This window comes from Lentzea sp. NPDC003310, from assembly GCF_040610935.1.
Lineage (GTDB): Bacteria > Actinomycetota > Actinomycetes > Mycobacteriales > Pseudonocardiaceae > Lentzea.
On the sequence record NZ_JBEXNC010000002.1, the window covers coordinates 197,661 to 217,982 of the forward strand.

The 20,322-nt window shown below is 67.1% G+C and carries 12 protein-coding genes and 1 tRNA gene; 6 read left to right on the plus strand and 7 right to left on the minus strand.

Annotated features, from left to right (window positions below):
* Positions 1-14: 14 nt before the first annotated feature.
* Entirely contained in the window at positions 15-1,409 is a 1,395-nt protein-coding gene (locus ABZX02_RS03475) for an LLM class flavin-dependent oxidoreductase (RefSeq protein WP_355294516.1), read from the minus strand.
* A 64-nt stretch (positions 1,410-1,473) separates the two neighbouring features.
* On the opposite strand from ABZX02_RS03475, the gene ABZX02_RS03480 reads away from it, so the two are divergent.
* The 3 genes from ABZX02_RS03480 (at position 1,474) to ABZX02_RS03490 (ending at position 5,130) form a co-directional block, all read left to right on the plus strand.
* Positions 1,474-1,956 (plus strand): MarR family transcriptional regulator, encoded by a 483-nt coding sequence (locus ABZX02_RS03480; RefSeq protein ID WP_355294517.1) that lies wholly within the window; start codon positions 1,474-1,476, stop codon positions 1,954-1,956.
* Between the two features lie 259 nt (positions 1,957-2,215).
* Positions 2,216-2,716, plus strand: coding sequence for a hypothetical protein (locus ABZX02_RS03485; protein WP_355294518.1), 501 nt, complete (start codon positions 2,216-2,218; stop codon positions 2,714-2,716).
* A gap of 275 nt (positions 2,717-2,991) precedes the next feature.
* Positions 2,992-5,130, plus strand: a complete 2,139-nt coding sequence (locus ABZX02_RS03490; protein ID WP_355294519.1) for a tetratricopeptide repeat protein — start codon at positions 2,992-2,994, stop codon at positions 5,128-5,130.
* Here the strand turns inward: ABZX02_RS03490 and ABZX02_RS03495 are convergent.
* Positions 5,107-5,349: a hypothetical protein gene (locus ABZX02_RS03495; protein WP_355294520.1), complete on the minus strand. Its 243-nt coding sequence runs from the start codon at positions 5,347-5,349 to the stop codon at positions 5,107-5,109. The genes ABZX02_RS03490 and ABZX02_RS03495 overlap by 24 nt on opposite strands.
* A complete protein-coding gene (locus ABZX02_RS03500) occupies positions 5,343-6,530 on the minus strand; it encodes a hypothetical protein (RefSeq protein ID WP_355294521.1) in 1,188 nt (395 codons plus the stop codon). Before ABZX02_RS03500 ends, ABZX02_RS03495 begins: the two co-directional genes overlap by 7 nt.
* A 215-nt stretch (positions 6,531-6,745) precedes the next feature.
* Here ABZX02_RS03500 and ABZX02_RS03505 point away from each other — a divergent pair, with 215 nt between their 5' ends.
* Positions 6,746-9,727, plus strand: coding sequence for a BTAD domain-containing putative transcriptional regulator (locus ABZX02_RS03505; RefSeq protein ID WP_355294522.1), 2,982 nt, complete (start codon positions 6,746-6,748; stop codon positions 9,725-9,727).
* 831 nt (positions 9,728-10,558) lie between these two features.
* On the opposite strand, the gene ABZX02_RS03510 is transcribed toward ABZX02_RS03505, so the two are convergent.
* Together ABZX02_RS03510 and ABZX02_RS03515 are read right to left on the minus strand one after the other, a co-directional pair.
* A complete protein-coding gene (locus ABZX02_RS03510) occupies positions 10,559-10,738 on the minus strand; it encodes a hypothetical protein (protein WP_355294523.1) in 180 nt (59 codons plus the stop codon).
* Between the two features lie 504 nt (positions 10,739-11,242).
* Positions 11,243-11,314, minus strand: a tRNA-Arg gene (locus tag ABZX02_RS03515).
* A 150-nt stretch (positions 11,315-11,464) separates the two neighbouring features.
* Between ABZX02_RS03515 and ABZX02_RS03520 the strand changes: the two genes are divergently transcribed.
* Positions 11,465-12,373 (plus strand): cation diffusion facilitator family transporter, encoded by a 909-nt coding sequence (locus ABZX02_RS03520; RefSeq protein ID WP_355294524.1) that lies wholly within the window; start codon positions 11,465-11,467, stop codon positions 12,371-12,373.
* A 263-nt stretch (positions 12,374-12,636) separates the two neighbouring features.
* Here the strand turns inward: ABZX02_RS03520 and ABZX02_RS03525 are convergent, their stop codons facing one another.
* Positions 12,637-16,869 carry a GH92 family glycosyl hydrolase gene (locus tag ABZX02_RS03525; RefSeq protein ID WP_355294525.1) on the minus strand — a complete coding sequence of 1,411 codons (4,233 nt, stop codon included), beginning with the start codon at positions 16,867-16,869 and terminating at the stop codon, positions 12,637-12,639.
* Positions 16,870-17,016: 147 nt separating this feature from the next.
* Between ABZX02_RS03525 and ABZX02_RS03530 the strand changes: the two genes are divergently transcribed.
* Positions 17,017-18,186: an ROK family protein gene (locus ABZX02_RS03530; protein ID WP_355294526.1), complete on the plus strand. Its 1,170-nt coding sequence runs from the start codon at positions 17,017-17,019 to the stop codon at positions 18,184-18,186.
* 222 nt (positions 18,187-18,408) lie between these two features.
* Here the strand turns inward: ABZX02_RS03530 and ABZX02_RS03535 are convergent, their stop codons facing one another.
* Positions 18,409-20,283 (minus strand): acyl-CoA dehydrogenase family protein, encoded by a 1,875-nt coding sequence (locus ABZX02_RS03535; protein WP_355294527.1) that lies wholly within the window; start codon positions 20,281-20,283, stop codon positions 18,409-18,411.
* Between the last annotated feature and the right edge of the window lie 39 nt (positions 20,284-20,322).

Sequence of the window (20,322 nt, forward strand, 5' to 3'; positions counted from 1 at the left end):
ACGCCCAAGTGCACTCAGTGGTGGTACGCGATGCGCGCCATCGGCTCGACCAGTTCCCCTTCCTCGTAGGACAGGTGCGACAGCAACGTGTCCGCGAGCTGGTCGACCGCCTTCTGCACTTCGGTGATCCTCTCCGGCTGCGCGACCGCGGCGACCAGCGCGGCGTCGAGCCGTTCGAGCACCTCGTGGATGACCTGGTGCTCCTCGGTCAGCCGGTCGAGCACCGGCCCGAGGCGCGGATCACCCTCCCTGAGCTGCGGGTACAGGCTCGTGTCCTCGAGCGTGTGGTGGATCGTGACGAGCCGGCAGTAGCTCTCGCAGTACGCGCCCATCGTCCAGTTGTTCTGGCGCATGGTCATCGTGTTGATCTCGGACCGCGCCGCCCCGACGTCGAGCACCCCGTCCGCGACCTGCCCCACGATCGCCCGGACCTTGGTCAACTCCTCGCGCAGGTGGTCGTGCACGCCGATGAGCTGACGTCCCAGCGCCCGGCCCGAAGCGGTGTAGACGGCCCCCGCTTCAGGCGCCGGACCTTTTGGGCGCGTCGACTCGTCCCACAGAGGTCGCGAATCCCGTTCCTTCTGCACCATCTCACGCACGGCCGGTGCGACCTCCTCCGCGAAGTGGCGCAGTTCGTCGTCGGTGTTGACCATCAGCACGAACCCGCTCATACCGTCGTGCAGCGCCAGTTCGGCGAGTTGGTCTGCAGTGAACTCGGTGCCGATGTTGTAGATCCGGCGGATGTCCTTGGGAGAGCGCCCGGCTTCCACAGCGGCCTCGTCGATGATGGCGTTCATCGCCTTGAGCTGCTGTGTTGGCGCATAAGGACTCGAAGGCAGCCACCCGTCCGCCTTACGCCCCGTGAGTTGGAGCATCCGCTTCTTGTAGGCCCCCACCCAGATGCCTATGTCGTGCGCGGGAAACGGCCCGGGCCGCGCTCCGTCCACCGAGTAGTGCCTGCCCTCGAACCGAACCCCGCGCCCAGGCGTCCACAACGACCGGATGACCGTGATGGCCTCCTCGAGCGCCTCGACCGACTCAGGCGGAGTGCGCCGCGGGCCACCCATGGCACCGATCGCGTCCCAGAACGCCCCAGCACCAAGCCCGAGCTCCACGCGCCCACCGGTGACAACGTCAAGACTCGCGGCAGCGCGCGCAAGCATCGCCGGCGGCCTGAGAGGCAAGTTCGCGACGTTGGGGAACACACGAACGTTGGTGGTCAACGCACCGATGACCGACAACGACGTCCACGTGTCGAGGTTGGCCGCGTTGTACGGGTGGTCCTGGATGCTCACCAGCTCCAGGCCCAGCCCGTCAGCAGCCTGCGCGAGCCGCAACGTCGTGGCGAACTCCGCCGCACCGGGCGGCAGGAACACCCCGAACTCCACCGGGTGGCCATAATCTGTCATGCCGAAAGTATGCCACGCAGATGTTCTGCTCGACAGACGTTCTGTGCTGGCTATCATTGGCCGGGTGACCGCTCTGGAGGACGACTTCGGCTGGACCCTCGGTGTGGTGTTCCGCGCCTTCGTCAAGGCCACGAACGCCGCCGTGGGAGACCTGCCCGGCGGCCACCGCGGCTACCAGATCCTCACCGCCGCCACCCGCGACCAGCCGGAGAGCCAGTCGGCGCTCTGCCAGCAACTGGGCATCGACCGCACCGTCATGACCTACCTGCTGGACGACCTGGAACGCGCCTCCCTGGTGGAACGCCGCCCGGCCCCCACCGACCGCCGCACCCGCCTCGTGGTCGCGACCTCCGCCGGCCGCGCACGGCTGGAGGAGCTGGATCTCCGCCTCGCCCACGCCGAGGCGCACGTGCTGTCGGGACTGTCCGATTCGGACCGTGAGACGTTCAAGGGACTGCTGTGCCGGTTGGCCGGGCACGTCAACGAACTGGACCCGGTGCCCAGCGCCTGCCAGGCCGTGCAGGACATCGCGGCGAGCACGACCTGACAGTCGCCTGTGGACCTGAGGCCGGTCAGACGGGAACGTGCCGCACCGGCCACATCCGCAGCGACATCTCGCCGACGATCTTGAGCGTCTCGGTGTTGACCCCGTCGCGCGCCTGCTGCGACATCCCTGGATCACCGCCACCACGTAGGTCGCGAGGCCTCGCGCGTCCGCCTCCGGCGGCAGTTCTCCGGAGTCGATCGCGTCCGCGATGCGCGCCTGCAGCAGGTCGCGGTTCGCGTTGCGGCGGTCGGGCAGGTCGATGGTCGCCGCGACGTTCCTTGCGACCCTGGGCGGCTACGCCACCTACACGTTCATCGCGCCGATCCTCATCGACGAGTCGGGCTTCGCCGAGCAGCACCTGAGGCTGCTTTTGCTGCTCTTCGGCGCGGGCAGCCTCGCGGGAAGCCGGCTCGCCGACCACGACCTGCGCATCGGTCTGGTGGTCCTGGCGGCAACGACTCTGCTGTTCAGGCTGTCGCTGTCCAACGAGCTGCTCACCGGCGTGCTCCTCTTCGCCCTGGGAGCTGCGTTCTTCCTGATCGTGCCCGCTGAACGCCCGCATCGTGGTCGGCACTGCCGACCTGGCCCCAACGCTCGCCACCAGCGTCAACGTGGCCGCCTACAACCTCAGCACCATGGTGGCGAGCAGCGTGGCGCGCCTGCTCGTGAAGGACGGCACCGGGCTACCCGCGCTGGTGCTCCTGTCAGCCGCAACCCCGGTGGTGGCGATCGCGCTGACCGCCCGGACGCGCGAGTCTGAACCAGAAGCTCCTGCTCATCGCGGGTGACCTCTCACCCAGCGAGACCTGCCGTTGTGAACGCGGCCCCGCCGGGTGCGCCACCGCTGCGGCGGGGCCTTGACCTCACTGGTCGACAGATCCGGAAGCGACGTGTTGCTCATCGGCACGTCCTTGTATCCGGCTCACAACTCCAACCGACTCGAGATCGCCCGTCCTCAGATGGTCGTGTTGGTCGTCACGGGTGGTTTTGAGCAGCTTCGAGTGCAAAACGCCGTACGGTCGTCATGTTGCGCAGATGCGAGTGCACAGCGGGGGTGCCATGGACGCGGACGTGCAGAACGAGATTTCAGGCTCGGTTCAGGGCGGCGTCGTGCAGGCGGGGGTCGTGCACGGAGACGTCCACATCCACTCGGACGGGGACTCCGCGGTTCCCATCCCGCAGCAGCTGCTCCCGGCGCCGGCCCACTTCACAGATCGCGCGTCCGACCTGGCCGAGCTCGATGGAATGTTCGCAGCGGGAGAGCGGATGCTCGCCGTGCTCGCCGGACCGGGCGGTATCGGCAAGACCGCCCTCGCGCTCCAGTGGGCTCACCGGGTGCACGACCGCTTCCCGGACGGCCAGATCTACGTGGACCTGGGCGGATTCGGCGGCGAGACCCCGGTGAGCTCGGAGGAGGCACTCGGCCTCTTCCTCCGCAGTCTCGGAGTCGCACCGCAGCGCGTGCCGGCCGACCTGGCCGAGCAGGCCGCGCTGTACCGCTCGCTGACAGCGGGCAAGTCGCTCCTGGTGGTACTGGACAACGCACTCGCGGCTGGGCAGGTGCGGCCGTTGCTGCCGAACTCGTCGTCCAGCGCTGTAGTGGTGACGAGCCGGACCCGCCTGACCGATCTGGTCGTCGACGGCGGACGGCTGCTGGACATCCGCCCGCTGGCGGCGGCATCGGCGGTGACGCTGCTGGCGAAGACGTTGGGCGGCAATCGGATCGCGGAGGAGCAGGATCGCGCCGAGGCTCTGGTCGACCTGTGCGGCGGGCTGCCCATCGCGGTTCGGGTCGTCGCGGCACGCCTCGTCGCGAGGCCGAAGTGGTCCGTGGGACGCGTCGTCTCCGAGCTCGCGGACGAGCAGCTGCGCCTGGCGATGCTGTCACCGTCGCAGGAGTTGTCCGTCCAGACGACGTTCGACCTGTCCTACCGAGCGTTGGACGAGCGCACTGCCGTCGCGTACCGGAGGCTCGCGCTGCATCCGGGTCAGACGTTCGGCCCGGCCGTGGCGGCGTCGGTGCTCGGTGAGCGGCTTTCCGCGGTCTCGCGCCTCATCGAGGAACTGGTCGACAGCAGCCTCCTCGAAGAGGTCGCGGAGGATCGCTACCGGTTCCACGACCTGGTGAAACTCCATGCCAGACAACAGTCCGCCGAACAGGACAGCCGAGAGGACGGCGACGCCGCGCTGAGGCAGGTGCTGGAGTGGTACCTGGCCGGTGCGATGGTGGCCGACCGGGTCGTGACGCCGCACCGGCGCCGGCTGGACTACGTGTTCAGCGTCGAACCGACCGAGGTACCGCAGTTCGCCGATCGTGACGAAGCCCTGTGCTGGCTCGAACTGGAGCGCCAGAATCTCATCACCGCCGGGCAGGCGAGTCTGGCCGGGTGGCCGGACCTCGCCTGGCACCTCTCCGACGTGTTGTGGCCGTTGTTGTTGCACCGCAAGCACTACCACGACCGGATCGAGATCGACCTGCGAGGTGTCGAGGCCGCCCGCCGGTGGGGCAACGCGTTCGCCGAGGCCGACATGCTGAAGCGGCTCGGTCGTGTCTGCACGACGCTCGGCAGGCACGGCGAGGCAGAGCGGCACCTGCGCGCTTCGGCGGCGATCGCGGCGGCCGGCGGTGATCAGCGCGGTGTCGCCGATGCGCGCGAGGGATTGGCGTTGCTCTATGCGGAGACCGATCGCGTGTCGGACGCAGCCGCGGAGTTCGCGGAACTCGTGGAGCTGAACCGCGCGTTGGACGCGGACCGGGGTCTCGCGCTGAGCTTGATCCATCTCGGTACGGCGCTGAGCCGACTCGGTCGCGACGCCGAGGGACTGGCGCACCTGGCTGAGGCGAAGGTCGTCTTCGACCGGTTGCCCGAGCCGGACGCGTACAACAAGGCACGGGTGTTCGTGGCGCAGGCGTGGGCGCACTGTCGCGCGCAGGACTTCGTGCGTGCGGGCGAGGTGGCTGAAGAGGCGCTGGCCATGATGCGGGAGGTCGGATCGCACGAAGGGCTCGCCCATTCCCACGAGGTGATCGCGGAAGTCGCGCACCATCGTGGTGACGACGCCACGGCGGTGGAGCACCTGCGGCAGGCGGTCCACCTCCTCACCTCGTTGGGGTCCTCCAGGGCGAGCACCGTGTCCGATCGACTTCGTTCATGGGCAGGCGACGACGAGTAGCCGCCCGCACGGGTGGTCCGCTCTGGCGGCGCGGTGCTCGGCGCACCACACCGGCAGGCCGTTGCGGACGAGCAGGGTCAGGTCGAGGCCGGTGGTGAACCAGGTGTGCAGCGAGATCGTCACAGACGCGGCGAGCTCGTCCGGCGAAAGGCAGTCCACCAGCGGTCCGTCGACGGAGAGGTCCAGTGTCCTGCCGTCTTCGGCCGTCGCCGTCAGCACCGGTACTCCTCGGGCGTGGTCGTCACCGGTGCCGGCGCACGGTGCTTTCCCCGCACCGGGACGCTCAGGAGCCGGTACATGGCTTCCCTGATCAGGGTCGTCGAACGGCCGGGGCACGAGGTCAGGCTATCCACGATCGCGTCCTGCAACAGGTCGGATCGTGCGCGCGCTTCTTCGAACATGGCGGACAGGGAGGAGCCGTGGTCGTAGATGACGGCGTTGTGCCGCAAGAGGTCCTGCGGTGATCCGCTGGTCGTGACAGCCTGCAGCTCGGGATCCACCAGCACAACCGGTGTGCCGATCGCCGAGGCGTACACGGGGACCGAGCCGTGGTCACCGATGACGACATCGGCGGCCACTGCGGCGGCCCGCCAGTCGACGTGGGGACCGATCACGACGAGTCCGGCGTCCACGCAGTCGGCGAGCCACGACCTGATCTGGCGTGGTGCGTGGCCGAACCACACTGCCGGATGCATCAGCGCGGCAACGCGGTACCGCGACGGCAGTTCGTCGAGCAGACGCCCGAACAGGTCCGGACACGCCCCGAACAGGGACTGCCCTCCCCAGGTCGACGCGATCACGACTAGGTGCTGTTCCGCCCGGACGCCCAGGTCGGCACGGTAGCGGTCGCGGTGCGGCAGGCTCGCGACCATCCGGTCGTAGCTGGGATCGCCGGCGACGACGGCGGCGTCGACGGCAGCGGGACACTGGTCGTGGAGCACCGCCAGCTGATCCTGATGTGACAGCACGATGGCGTCGGGCAGCACCCGGCCGTTGTGGATCAGCCGCTGCGCGTCCAGGCCGTAGACGGTGTCCGCGTGGGTCTTGCCGTAAGCGGCTCCGTGCGGCAGGACGAGCAGCGGCGCGTGCACGTGCTGCAGCCCGCCGTACCCGGCGGCGACCGCGAGGTCGAACCGTTCCCGGATCACCTGTTCCCACGACAGGACCAGACCTCCGGTGGCGCGGAGGAAGTCGTCGACACCGTTGCTGAAAACGTCCGGTGCTTGGGCGAAGGTGACTTGGATCCGGGCGTCCCGTTCGACCAGTTCGATCACCTCCAGCAGCCGCTGACCGCTGGTGACCGTGTGCACGACGACCAGCACGTTCAACAGACCAGGCCGCGTCACCCACCGGGCAGCGTCCAGCCCGACTGGCACCTGCAACCACTCGGCACGCGTCATGAATCTCCCCCTCGGTCCAGCAATGAGCCCCCGTTGGCACCAAGGATGCGGATGACACTTGCCCTTCCACTTGCCGTGAACTTGCCCCTCCGGATGCCTGCCCTGGCCTCACTGATTTGGAGCAATTGGGAACATTCGGCCTGCTGGAATTCAAGTGCGGAGTGCACACTGGTCATCCTGGCGTGCAAGTGGGGCCAGCGAGGGGTGAGACGCTGGTGGAATTCAAGATCTTGGGGACGACGTCCTTGCTGACAGGTGACGGGAGTATTCACCTCGGCAAGGCGCAACAGCGCGGTGTTTTGGCATTGCTGCTCCATGATGTCGGACGTCCCGTGCCGATAGATCTGATCATCGATGAACTGTGGCGCGGCGAGACCCTGCGGGTCTCAAAAGGACGGCTGCATCCCATCGTGAGCAGACTGCGCAAGGTTCTCACCGAGTCCGGCTCCGGCGGTCAGCTGCTCAAGGAAGGTGCTGCTTACCGCCTTGATCTCGACCCGATGCTGGTCGACCTGCACCGCTTCCGAAATCTGGTGACAAAAGCTAGACAAGCGTCCACGAGCGATGACCACTTTTTGGCTAAAACTCTGGTGCAGGAAGCGCTCGAATTGTGGAACGGCAACCCGCTCGCGGATCTGAGTGGAACCTGGTCGGATCACTGCCGTGCCCAGATGGAGCAATTCGATCGGCTGCCTGCCTACTACGTGTTGTTCGACAGTCAGCTGCAGTTGGGTGAATACAGCGAAGTGATGAGCGCAGTCGGCCGTTTGGTCGACGAGCACGACACCGAGGAGATGTTCGCCCGCCACTATATGCGTTCGCTCGACGGGATGGGCAAGTACTCGAAAGCACTTGAGTTCTACAGCGAGTTCTGCTCCCGGCTGGAATATGCGGTCGGCGCCGAGCCTGGCCCGGAAATGCGCGAGCTCTACCAGGCCGTGCTGAGGAAGCAGGCCGGCACGGCGATCGTGAGCAAGATCGACTCGGAACCGCCGCAGCAGCTCGAGAGGGACATCCCCAACTTCGTCGGTCGCAAGAACCTCCTCGTTCGGCTGGACGCCCTCTTCGCCGCGGGTCAAGGGCAGGTCGTTGCACTGCACGGCATGCCTGCCGCGGGAAAGACGAGTCTCGCGACCCGATGGGCGCACCAGCGGAAGTCCCGGTTCCCGGACGGCCAGCTGTTCGTCAACCTGAGTGGACACGGCCCCACCGCACCTATGGCGCCGGACGACGCCATAGCCATCCTGCTGGCGTCGCTGGGGGTGTCGCTCGACCGGCTGACCGTGGACGAGCGACGTGTCCGGCTCAGGAGGTCGTTGAGCGGCAAGAAGATCGTGCTGATCCTCGACAACGCCCGCGACGCCGCCCAGGTCCGCCCGATCCTCGCCGCGGCGGCCGACTGCTGCTGTCTCGTGACCAGCCGGATCGAGCTCAAGGGACTCACGATCCGCGAGGGCGTGCGGACAGTGGAGGTGCCGCCGCTGACGCAAGGGGAGTCCGCCGCCCTGCTGCTCTCCGAACTCGACGGAAGAGGCCGTTCCGGCGAGGACGACGGTTTGGCCGAACTGGTGCGGCTTGCCCAGGGCGTTCCTCTCTGCCTGCGGATCATCGCTCAGCTCGCCATCGACAGGCCGTACCTCACGCTGCTGGAGCTGGCGGACGAGTTGCGCCGGCAGGAAGGTCTCGGCCTGCTGGACTCCGCGGACAGCGACGACGAGTACACGACGTTGTCCTGTGCGTTCAGCTGGTCGTACCGCGCCTTGCCCGCAGAGGTCGCGCTGAGCTTCCGCCGCCTGGGCCTGCACCCCGGCCCCGAGTTCGACATCTCGGCAGTGGGCGCGGTCCTCGGTGAGCACGAGTCCGTCGTCGTCGAGCACCTTCGGCTGCTGGGGAAGGCGAACCTGGTCAGGCAGATCTCAGCCCGCCGCTTCAGGCTCCACGATCTCCTCTTCGGGTACGCCGTCGATCTGGTGCGCCTGGAAGAAACTTCTGACCAGCGGGAGTTGGTACTCACTCGCCTTCTTGATTGGTATCTCGCATCGACCTGGAATGCGGCGCAGCGAGTGACTCCCGAGCGGACCAGGGTTCCCGTGCTGGATGGAATTTCCTGGCGCGGCGCCGTGAAGTTCGACACCGTTGGTTCCGCCCTGGATTGGTTCGCTCAAGAACAGACCAATCTAGCTGCTGTTGTGTCGCACGCCGCACGACATGGTTTTCATGATCACGCCTGGCGACTGGCGGCGAACATGAACGAATCCTACGATCGTTTCGGGTTTTACGAGGACTTGAGGCTCAGTCATGAAATCGCGTTGTCCTCGGCTCGTGAACTGGGTCACCAGGAGGGAGAGTGTGGCACGCTCAACAACCTTGGTGTCGTGCTGCATTGGCTCGGTCGGTATGACGAAGCGCGGCAGATGCTGTCTGCGGCCGCAGCGTTGGCGGACGAACTCGGACATCGAGAGCTGAGTGCGCTGAGCAGGCAGAACCTGGGCAGCGTGCACCTCAAGGCAGGTCAGACCCGCATCGCCATCGCGATCTACGAGAAGGTGCTAGACCTCCTTCGGGGAATGGGTGAGCGGATCATTGAGGCGTGCGCTTTGGATCAGCTGGCCAATGCGCATCACCGGATGGAATTGGACGAGGTCGCACTCGACTATCACGAAAAGGCGCTGGTTATTCGAGAAGAAGTGGGTGATGTGCGCGGCCAGGGAGCGACCTTGACTGAATTGGCCAAGATATACCACGAGCACGGTGAGAACAACAAGGCGATGTCCTGCAGTGAAAGTGCACTCGAAGCCCACACTCGCAGCGGTGACCGGTCGGGTATGGGCGAAGCGCTTCTGGTGATGTCCGAAGCTCTTTACGATCTCGGCTCTTTCGAGCAGTCGGCCGACGCGGCGGAAAAGGCGACCGGACTTTGCCGGCGTGCACACTCGCAAGCTCGTGCCTGGCACGTGCTCGGCCACGTCCGCGCGATCGCCGATGATCTCTCTGCGGCGGCGGAGTGCTGGAGGCAAGCCGCTGACCTGCTTCGAGGCGCTCCGGGTCAGGACGACGACCTCCTGTTGGTGCACGTTCAGGCGCACCGCGAGGCCCGTTGGTCCATTCCGGATCCCCGCATCGAGGGAGCAGCTACGCCGCGCGAGCCCGATCTATCTCTGCGTAGCCGACACGATGGGGTTCCATCTGCAGAGTGATTGACGGTTCGGGTAGTCCTGCGCTGTCACGGGTCGTGTGCTTGGACTGACCCCAATGGCTTGTTCATTCCCCATGGTGTGTACCGTCCCCCGCTATGAGGAAACTTGCGGTGGTGGCCACGTTGGGCGTCGCTCTGGCGTTTGCATCGTTGCTCCCTGACTGGGGCGGTATCATTTACGGTTCGCCTGCTGTCGCCTCGCAGGCGCTTCACGCCTGAGGCTCCGTCTGCGCTCATTGCGCCATAGCAAAAGAACTCGCTTGTACTTTTGAAAGCAGACTTATTCGTTCCCGAACGAGTTTCTAGGTGTTGCGCAGGCGGCTGCCCTGTCCCAGCCGCTCATGCGCCGGTCGCCTGACCAGGCCCACCGCTGCCTCGTCCAGCAGGCTGCCCGTTTGGCGGCCTCGAACCTCAGCGCCACCTGGTCGAAGTACTGCTGCAGGGCCAAGGGGCCGACCACCGCGACAAGTGTCGGCCAGTCGAGGCTGGACTGGTCGACAGCCGCGCACTGCTCCTCTGGGTTAGTAGGAGTCTCCGGCCTGCGCGACCCCGTAGACGGCACGGTTCGAGGTCGGTGTGGCGACCAGCTTCCCTGCCTCTGGCGCAGGCACCACCACCGGCCGGATCGTCGGCGCGGAGGTCTGGTGGTGCGGGCGCTCCCCAGTTGAATCCCGAACCACAACGTCGAGCCGGGGGTCACTGGCAAGAGGCACTCGGTCACCGTCCACCCGGCCCGCGGTCGGGCGCAGTCGGCTCGCGGCTCGCCGCACCGGGACCATTCCTGGCGGGCGTTGATGATCTTCGATGAGCATGTGTTCGCCCGCTGTCTTCATCACCGCATCGCACCTGTGCCACGCGTCCCACGACCTGCGCCCCGCTGCTTGGAGTTGCTGTCGAGGTTCACGTCCTCGACGTGCCGCAGCGCGGACTTGTCCTGGCGGGCTTCCCGCTCGGGGTTGTAGAGGGCGTTCCGCAGCAACTTGTCGGCCTCTGGACAGCCGATCTCGCTCAACCGCGTGCCCGGCTGTGGGAGCCAGGTGGAGAGTGCCGCGTCGACCTGCCATCCACGCCAGCGTTCAGCGCCAGTGCGAAGGAGAACTCAGGGCACCGATGAGCACACGGGTGTTCTCGCGAACTTTCGGGTGCTCGAGGTCTGACCTGTGCACGACGGCAGTCGCAAGTACACGACCCCGCTGTATTGGCGTTGGGGTACGTGAGGACTTGTTCTCTCCCGATCTGCTCGCCTCTCTACTGGCGGCCTGCCCCCGACCTCCGGCATCTCGACGATGCTCTGGACTGATTTCCGCGCGGTTCGAGTCGCGCTCATTGCTGGTCGCGAGGTGCCGCTCGGCATCTACGTGAAGGTCCGGGCAGTTCGTAGCCCCGCAGAACTTTGGCGCGGATTCGGCGTGAAAGGTTGTGATCAACTGGAGACGACTATGAGCGGCCCTACGCACGAAAAGGCCCTTGACCAAGTTCACGCTGGTCAAGGGCCTTCTAGTACTGATCTTCGTAGTGCCCCCGGCAGGATTCGAACCTGCGCTCCCGCCTCCGGAGGGCGGTGCTCTATCCCCTGAGCTACGGGGGCCGTAGCTACGTGGAAGATCCTAGCGCACTCCCGCCACCCCGTTTCACACCTACCCCCTGTGGCGCCCGAGCAGTGGTCTCCGTCACCTCAATGCAGCTCAGGGAATACGTCGGATTGCACTCATGCGCATGTCGCTATATGTTCCGGAGCATGGGTCATGGCCACGGGCACGGATCGGCGAGCGCGAGCGGGCAGCACGCCGGCAAGTTGTGGATCGCGTTCGGGATCGGCGCGGTCTTCATGGTCGTCGAGTTCGTCGTGGGGTTCGCGACGTCCTCGTTGGCCCTGATCTCGGATGCCGCGCACATGCTCACCGACGTGCTCGGTGTGGGCATGGCCCTGGCGGCGATCATGGTGGCGCGCCGGGCCAAGGCCGGGAAGAACCGCACGTTCGGCTTCTACCGGGCCGAGGTGCTGGCTGCGCTGGCCAACGCCGTGCTGCTCTTCGGGGTGGCCGGGTACGTGATCTACGAGGCGGTCGGGCGGTTCCAGGACCCGCCGAGTGTGCCGGGGTGGCCGGTGCTCATCGCCGCGGCGCTCGGGCTCGGGGCGAACCTCGTGAGCTTCAGCGTTCTCAAGGAGGGCGCCAAGGAGAGCATCAACGTCAAGGGTGCTTACCTGGAGGTGCTGGCTGACCTGATCGGGTCGGTCGGTGTGCTGATCTCGGCGCTGGTCACCATCACGACCGGGTGGAAGTACGCGGACCCGATCATGGGTGTGCTGATCGGCGTGTGGGTGCTGCCGCGGACGTACAGCCTCGCCAAGAACGCGCTGCACATCCTGTTCCAGCACGCGCCCGAGTGGCTCGACGTGACCGAGATGCAGAAGGCGCTGACCGGTATCCCCGGTGTCACCGAGGCGCACGACCTGCACGTGTGGACGCTCACCAGTGGCATGGAGGTGTGTTCGGCGCACCTCGCGACCGCTGAGGACGCCGATCACGAGAGCGTGTTGAAGGCGGCGCAGTCGTTGCTGGCGGACGAGTACCACATCGAGCACGCCACGTTGCAGGTCGAGGGCGGCTCGTCAGCGCAGCGGTGCCGGGAGCTTTCCTGGTGACGCCGGCAGGTCGCGGAGCGCGTCCTTAGTGGACTTCGCGCCCGTTCGTGACGGAACGGCCGGGAGTCTCGGTTCGGGCACGGTCGCCCAGACGCGGCCTCGTTCGAACGGCACCACAACAGCCTCCCCAGTCACCGCGCACAAAACTGCCAAGATCTCATCGAAGTATGTCGGAAAGGGATAGCTCCTTTCAGGTGAACGGGAAAGGCCGCGCTCCGTGACGGAACGCGGCCTTCCTGTTGAGCGTCACTACCGGTTGGGCGTTACAGCCCAGTGCACTGTCCTGCCTTCGGACCCTTCACGTCGTTCGCGAAGCCGTTGTTCGACGGTTCCGGGGTGTTGCCCGTGCAGGACAACGGACCGCCGACGGACGACGCCGCCACGACTGACCTGGTCTTGTTCGACGTCAGTGACACAGGGCCACCGACGGTGGTGTTCTCGATCGCCACCTCGGTCGTGGAGCCGGTCACCGACACCGGACCACCCACACGGGTGCCCACGAGCACGACCGAGTCCGCGTTCGCCGCCGACAGCGGGCCCTTGATCTCGCCGCCGAAGACGTAGAGCGTGGCGCCCTGGGCGACCGTCACCGGGCCGCTCACGGTCGCACCGTCCACATAGGTCACGCCCTTGACCTGCAGCGGGCCGTTGACCGTGCCGGTCACCGTGGTGGTGGCGGCGGGCAGCGGCTTCGAGAGCAGCTCGAACTCGGACAGCGTCACGTCGCCGGTGAACTCCAGCCGGTAGAAGGCGTACCGGCCCGGCGAAGCGATCTTGAACGAGCGGGTGTACTGCTGCCACTGGAAGTTCTCGCCGGAACGCTTGTCGACCGTCGACCACGTCTTGCCGTCGTAGGAGCCCTTCAGCTCCCACGCCGACGGCGACGTGCCCGTCTTGCCGTTGGTCAGCGTGTAGAACTCCGCCTTCTCCTTGACGTCGGCGGCCTTGAAGTCGAACGACTTCACCACCGCGCTGGTCGAGGAGTTGTTGTCCACCAGAGCAGCGGTGGACACACCGGAGGCGACGTCGCGCAACGGCGTCGGGACCGCGTCACCCTTGGTGATCGAGTCCGGCACGTCGTTGGCGCCCGTGCCCCAGGCGGAGGGCTTCGAGCCCATGTCGAAGTCGATCGTGGCACCGGCCGCGAGCACGTCGTGCGGCAGCGACGTCTTGTTCCACGCCTTGCCGTTGACCTTCACGCCCTGCACGTAGATGTTCTTCGCGTTGTTCTTCGGCGCGTTGATGACGAGCTTCTTGCCGTTCTCCAACCGAACCGTCGCCTTGGTGAACAGCGGCGATCCGATCGCGTAGGCCGGCTTGCCCATCTGCAGCGGGTAGAAGCCCAGCGACGAGAAGAGGTACCAGGCCGACATCTCGCCGTTGTCCTCGTCGCCCGCGTAGCCCTGGCCCTCCTGCGAGCCGACGTAGAGGCGCGACAGGATCTCCCGCGTCTTCTCCGCCGTCTTCGCGGGCTTGCCGGCGTAGTTGTACATGTAGGCGATGTGGTGCGACGGCTGGTTGGAGTGGCCGTACTGGCCCATCCGCACGTCCCGCGCCTCGATCATCTCGTGGATCACGCCGCCGTAGCCGCCGGGGAACTTCGCGGTCTCGGGCAGGGTGAAGAACGAGTCGAGCTTCTGCGCGAGCTTCTCCCGCCCGCCGTACAGGTTCGCGAGACCCTGCCCGTCGTGCGGCACCGTGAACGCCATGTTCCAGCCGTTCGTCTCGGTGTAGTCGTAGCGCCAGTCCTGCGGGTTGTACTTCGCCGGGTCCTCGACGCGCCACGACCCGTCGACGTTGCGGCCCTGGAAGAAGTCGATCCGCTTGTCGAACGTCAGCACGTAGTTCTGGGCGCGGTTGAGGAAGTACTCGTACTCCTCCGCGTACCGCTTCTCGCCCGTCTTCTCGTGCAGGGCCTTCGCCATCGACGCGATGCCGAAGTCGTTGAGGTAGCCCTCGATCGCCCACGACCACGCCTCGTGCAGCTGGTCGTTGCCGGTCCAGCCGAGGAAGATCGACCGGTCCATGCCCTTGCGGCCGACGTTGTTGCTCGGCGGCACGACGGACGCGTTCTTCACCGCGGCGTCGTAGGCCGCCTTGATGTCGAAGTTCGAGACGCCCTTCAGATAAGCGTCGGCGAACGCCACGTCGGAGCTCGTGCCGGTCATCAGGTCCGCGTAACCGGGGGAGGACCAGCGCGAGATCCAGCCGCCGTCCTTGTACTGCTGGACGAAGCCCTCCGCCATCTCGCCGGCCTTGGTCGGCGTGAACAGCGAGTACGCGGGCCACGTCGTGCGGTAGGTGTCCCAGAACCCGTTGTTGACGTAGACCTTGCCGTCGACGATCTTCGCGCCGGTCTGCGTCGGCGTGTTCTGGCCGGTCGCGGGCGACACCGGGGACGCGTACTTGCTGACACCGCCCACGTTCTCGAAGCCCGAGTTCGGGTAGAGGTACAGGCGGTAGAGGTTGGAGTACAGCGTGATCAGCTGGTCCTCGGACGCGCCCTCGACCGTGATGATGCCGAGGATCTTGTCCCACGCCGCCTGCGCCTTGTCGCGCACCGACTCGAACGTGTCCGAGCCGGTGACCTCCTGCTCCAGGTTCGACTTCGCCTGGTCGACGGAGATCAGCGAGGTGGCGATCCGCAGCTCGACGGTCTTGTCGCCGAACGAGAAGTAGCCGCCCACGTTGTCGCGGCCCGCCCCGGTGAGCTTGCCGCTCGCCGTCACCGCCTTGTCGACCTTGCCGTAGACGAACAGGCGGGTCGCGCCGGTGGACAGACCGCTCTTCACGTCCGAGTAGCCCGTCACGACACCGTTGGCCGCGTCGAGGGTGAGACCACCGGAGTTGTTCACGTTGTCGAACACGAGGTTCTTCTGGGCCCCGTCGTCGAACGTGAACCGGAAGACCGCCGCGTGGTCCGTCGGCGCGATCTCGGTCTTCATGCCGTTCTCGAACGTGACGCCGTAGTAGTGCGCCTTGGCGACCTCGTTCTCGTGCCGGAACGGCAGGGCGCGCAGCGCGCGGTCCTGGGTCGGCGCGATGTTCGACGGCATGACCTGGAACGTCTGGCGGTCACCCATCCACGGGCTGGGCTCGTGGGACGTCGTGAACGCCTGCAGCGTCGGCAGGTTCTGCGCGTTGTTGCGCTGCGCGTACTCGTACAGCCAGCTCTGCGAACCCGCGTTGGTCATCGGGGTCCAGAAGTTGAAGCCGTGCGGCACCGCCGTCGCCGGGAAGTTGTTGCCCCGCGAGAACGAGCCGTTCGAGTTCGTGCCGCGCGTGGTCAGCACGTAGTCCGACGGCTTCGCGTACTGCTTGGTCACGACGTCGCCGATGCGGATGTCGTCGTACCAGGCACCGAGGTCGGTCGGACCCTTCGGGCCGTCGTAGGCCACGAGGATGCGCTTGATCGTCTTGCCGGCCGCGACGGCGCCGATCGTGGACGCCACCTTGTTCCACTGGTTGGCGTACAGGAACTTGCCCGCGCCCTGGCCCTGCGGCGACAGTCCGGCGCCGTGCTGGTCGACGGCCTTCAGGTCGCTCAGGTACGTGCCGTCGGAGAACGCGAGGTCCACCGACGAGTACGTGCTCGGGTAGTCCAGGTTGTCGGTGACGAACTCCGGGAAGATCATGTACGACAGCTCGGTCTTGGCCGTGACGGGCACGTCCACGTCGAAGACCTTGTTGTAGCTGTACGCACGGCCCTCGGTCGTGTGCCTGCCCTGGGTGCGGAACGCCTTCACGCCCGTCCAGCCGGCCCGCGACTTGGCCGTGTAGCCGCCCGTCGGGCCGTTGCCGACGACGCTGCGCATGTTCGGCGCGGGCGGGTTCGTGGAACCGTCGGAGAGCTGCACCTCGGCGAGCTGCACGATGTTCGTGGAACCGTTGTTCAGCGTCACGTCCAGCTTGTAGTGCTGGAACGACTGCGGCGCCGCGATCTCGTAGGTCTTGGTCTGGAAGCGCTCCGGGAACGTCTCACCGGTGCGCGTGTCGAGCACGGTCCAGTCGGTGCCGTTCGCCGACCCCTGCAGCGTCCAGTTCTTCGGGTCGCGCTCGGGGGAGTCGTTGGCCGACGAGAGCGCGTACTTCTTGATCTCGCGGGCCTGGTCGAACTTGAAGGTCGCCCAGCCGGTGGTGGCGAAGACGAGCCACTTCGTGTTGACGCTGCCGTCGACGAGGTTCTCCTTCACCTCGCCCGAGTCCGCGTACTCACCGTTGGCCTTGACCTCGACGACCTTGTCGGAGACGTTGCCGGGGATGCCCGAACCGTCCGAGCCGATCACGCCCGCCGACTTCGGGTTGCCCGCCGCGTCGGTCTCGACCGTGTTGGACCACGTCGGTTGTGGCTGACCGTCCTCAAAGGACGACGAAAAACCCACTCCTGGCTCCTCTGGTGCGGCGGCCGCGTAGCCGTTGGTGACGCCGCTCACCAGTGTCGCAGTAATCGCAACGCTCAACAGGGTTGTGGTTCGTCTCTTGCGCAGGTGCCTCATTGCAACCCTTCCGCCCGCCTGCCCCATGTGCCAGGGAGCGTTTCTGCACGTGACATCGTTGTCAAGGGACAGGACGGGAATTGTCGACCAACCTGTCTCGTCAACAGTTGCCCCCGAGGTGCGGCGATCAAGATCTAGAATCGCCCGGTGCGCGACCGCAAGCCGCCAGAGGTGGGTACACCAGCGGGCATGCGCGTGCTCAACCAACGCGCTGTGCTCGACCTGCTGCGCCGTTCGGGCGCGGCCACCCGGCCCCAGATCGCCCGCGAGACGGGTCTCTCCAAGCCGACGGTCGGACAGGCGCTGGCCGACCTCGAACGCCACGGCCTGGTGCGCCCCATCGGCCGCCGGACGGCGGGTCCCGGCAGGTCGGCGGTGGTCTACGAGCCCGACCCGACCGCCGGCTACGTGCTGGGCGTCGACATCGGACGGGAACGGATCCGCGCGGCGCTCGCCGACCTGGGCGGGGCCGTCGTGGCCCGCGTGGACGAACGCAACCGCAGCCGGTCGGCCGCCGCCCTCGTGCGCACGGTGACCGCCCTCGCGGCCCGCACGGTGGCGGACGCTGGGATCGCTCTCACGGACGTCGTCGTCAAGGTGGTCGGCAGCCCCGGGGTGATCGACCAGCGGTCACGCGTCGTGCGGCACGCGCCGCAGCTGCCCGGCTGGGAGGCGAACGGCGTGCTGGACGGACTGGAGGCGGCACTTGGGTCCGCCGTGCTCGTGGAGAACGACGCGAACCTGGCCGCGCTGGGCGAGCACGTGCACGGCGCGGCCCAGGACGCGCGCGTGTTCGTGTGCGCGACGGTCGGCACGGGTGTGGGCATGGGGATCGTCGTGGACGGCGCGCTGTTCCGCGGCGCGCACGGGGCAGCCGGCGAGGTGGGGTTCCTGCCGTACGGGCAGTCCGGTTCGGACGTCCGTCGTGGACAGTTCGAGGACGCCTCGTCGGCGGGATCCGTTGTGGCGCTGGCGCGAGAGCGCGGGATGACGGCGCGCACGGCTCGTGAGGTGTTCTCGCAGGCGCGTTCCGGGGACGCGCGGGCGCTGGAGGTCGTGCGGCTGGAGGCGCACCGGCTCGCGTTCCTCGTCGCCGCCGTCACCGCGGTGATCGACCCGGACCTGGTCGTGCTGGGCGGCGGGGTCGGGTCGAACGTCGACCTGCTGCGGGAGCCGCTGGAGACGGCGTTGCGCACGATGACACCGTTGGCGCCGCGGATCGTGGCGGGCTCGCTCGGCGACGGCGCGGTGCTCTCCGGGGCCATCGCGATGGGCCTCGAAGCCGCTCGTCAATTGGTCTTCGAAGTTACTCTCTGAGAGTAGTTGAGCACCCCTCACCTGGTAGTTCACTCAATTGTCGTAACTGTTAACGGTGTTTTGTGGCTTAGCGTTACCGGCACCTCCACCTGGAGGGTTGTGTCCTTCCGTTGCAAGGGGAGTCGGTAGGGGATGCGGGGGACGTAGCCCCCTACCGGCCGTGCACTGGGCAGGTGCCGCGCCCGCACCACCATCAGCCTGCCCAGTGCAGCAACGGAAGAGCTATCGCGGCGTCGGCCGGTGGACGTTCTCCGCCGTCGACGCGCGGTGCGTCGAGTCCGCGATCCACCGACCCGGGATGGACGCGTCGACCACGCCGTCCTCCAGCCACGCGTAGTTGCCGTCGAGGACCTGCTTGGCCAGCACGACGTCGCTGTCGTCGGTGTTCTTCCACAGCTTCTCGAACAACTCGTCCACCCGGACCCGCGCCTGCTTGGCGAACGCGTCCGCGAGCAGCCGAGCGTGGGGGTTGTCGTCCCGCTGGGCGCGCACGCAAGCCGCGGAGATCGCGAACAGCTCAGCCCCGATGTCCACGATCCGGCTGAGGAACCGCTGCTTGCGCTCCATCTTCCCCTGCCACCGCGACATGGCGTAGAACGTCTGCCGCGCCAGCTTGCGCGCCGACCGCTCGACGAACCGCAGGTGCCGGGCGAGCGGCCCGAACTCCGTGAACGCGGTCGGCGTCTGCCCCTTGCCGACCATCAGCGTGGGCAGCCACTTCGCGTAGAAGCCACCGGCCTTGGCCGCCGCCTTCACCTTCGCGTTGCGGTCGGCGTCCGGGTCGATGATGTCGCCGGCCACGCTGAGGTGCGCGTCCACCGCCTCGCGGGCGATCAGCAGGTGCATGATCTCCGTCGAGCCCTCGAAGATGCGGTTGATCCGCAGGTCCCGCAGCACCTGCTCGGCCGCGATGCCGCGTTCGCCGCGCGCCGCCTGGCTCTCGGCCGTCTCGTACCCGCGCCCGCCGCGGATCTGCACCAGCTCGTCGGCGACCAGCCAGGCCTTCTCCGACGCGTACAGCTTGGCGAGCGCGGCCTCGATCCGGATGTCGTGGCTGCCCGCGTCGGCCAGTTCGGAACTGAGGTCCAGCACGGCTTCCAGCGCGTACGCGGTCGCGGCGATGTACGCGATCTTGCCCGCGATGGCCTCGTGCTTGCCGACCGGCAGTCCCCACTGGACGCGTTCGGCCGACCACTCGCGCGCGATCTTGAGACACCACTTCGCGGACCCGGCGCAGAGCGCGGGGAGGCTCAGCCGGCCGGTGTTGAGGGTGGCCAGCGCGATCTTGAGTCCGGCGCCCTCCTTGCCGATGACGTTCTTCTTCGGCACCCGGACGTCGTGGAACCGCGTCACGCCGTTCTCCAGGCCCCTCAGGCCCATGAACGCGTTGCGGTTCTCGACGGTGATGCCCTCGGCGTCCGCCTCGACCACGAACGCCGTGATGCCCCTGTCCGGTACCTGTGCCATCACGACCAGGAGGTCGGCCACCACACCGTTGGTGGTCCACAGCTTCACGCCGTTCAGGACGTAGTCGTCGCCGTCCGCGACGGCCGTCGTGCCGAGCCGCGCCGGGTCGCTGCCCACGTCCGGTTCGGTCAGCAGGAACGCGGTGATCTCGCCCTTGGCGCACCGGGGCAGGAACTCCTGCTTCTGCTCGGCGCTGCCGAACATCGCGACCGGCTGCGGGACGCCGATGGACTGGTGCGCCGACAGCATGGCGCCGATCGCGGGGCTCGCCGAGCCGACCAGCATCAGCGCCTTGTTGTAGTAGACCTGCGTCAGGCCGATGCCGCCGTACTCCGGCTTGATCTTCATGCCGAACGCGCCGAGGTCCTTCAGGCCCTTCAGCACCTCGTCGGGGATCCGGGCGTCGCGCTCGATGACGGTGTTGTCGATGTGCGACTCGGTGAACTCGCGAAGCTTCTCCAGGAAGGCCTCGCCGCGGGCGCGGTCCTCGGCCGTGCCGCTCGGGTGCGGGTGGATCAGGTCGACGCGGAAGTGACCGAGGAAGAGCTCCTTGCCGAAGCTCGGTCGCTGCCAGCGGGTTTCCCGTGCTTGTTCGGCGACCTGCCTGGCCGCGCGCTCGTCGACGGTCATGGGTTACCTCCCAGTAGGTGTGACCCACGTTACTCAGAG

Bases quoted from the DNA above. Each gene is read 5' to 3' on its own strand.
- ABZX02_RS03520 (WP_355294524.1), top strand. From the start codon at position 11,465: ATGGGTCATGGCCACGGGCACGGATCGGCGAGCGCGAGCGGGCAGCAC.
- ABZX02_RS03525 (WP_355294525.1), bottom strand. From the start codon at position 16,869: ATGAGGCACCTGCGCAAGAGACGAACCACAACCCTGTTGAGCGTTGCG.
- ABZX02_RS03500 (WP_355294521.1), bottom strand. From the start codon at position 6,530: ATGACGCGTGCCGAGTGGTTGCAGGTGCCAGTCGGGCTGGACGCTGCC.
- ABZX02_RS03485 (WP_355294518.1), top strand. From the start codon at position 2,216: ATGGTCGCCGCGACGTTCCTTGCGACCCTGGGCGGCTACGCCACCTAC.
- ABZX02_RS03535 (WP_355294527.1), bottom strand. From the start codon at position 20,283: ATGACCGTCGACGAGCGCGCGGCCAGGCAGGTCGCCGAACAAGCACGG.
- ABZX02_RS03490 (WP_355294519.1), top strand. From the start codon at position 2,992: ATGCGAGTGCACAGCGGGGGTGCCATGGACGCGGACGTGCAGAACGAG.
- ABZX02_RS03475 (WP_355294516.1), bottom strand. From the start codon at position 1,409: ATGACAGATTATGGCCACCCGGTGGAGTTCGGGGTGTTCCTGCCGCCC.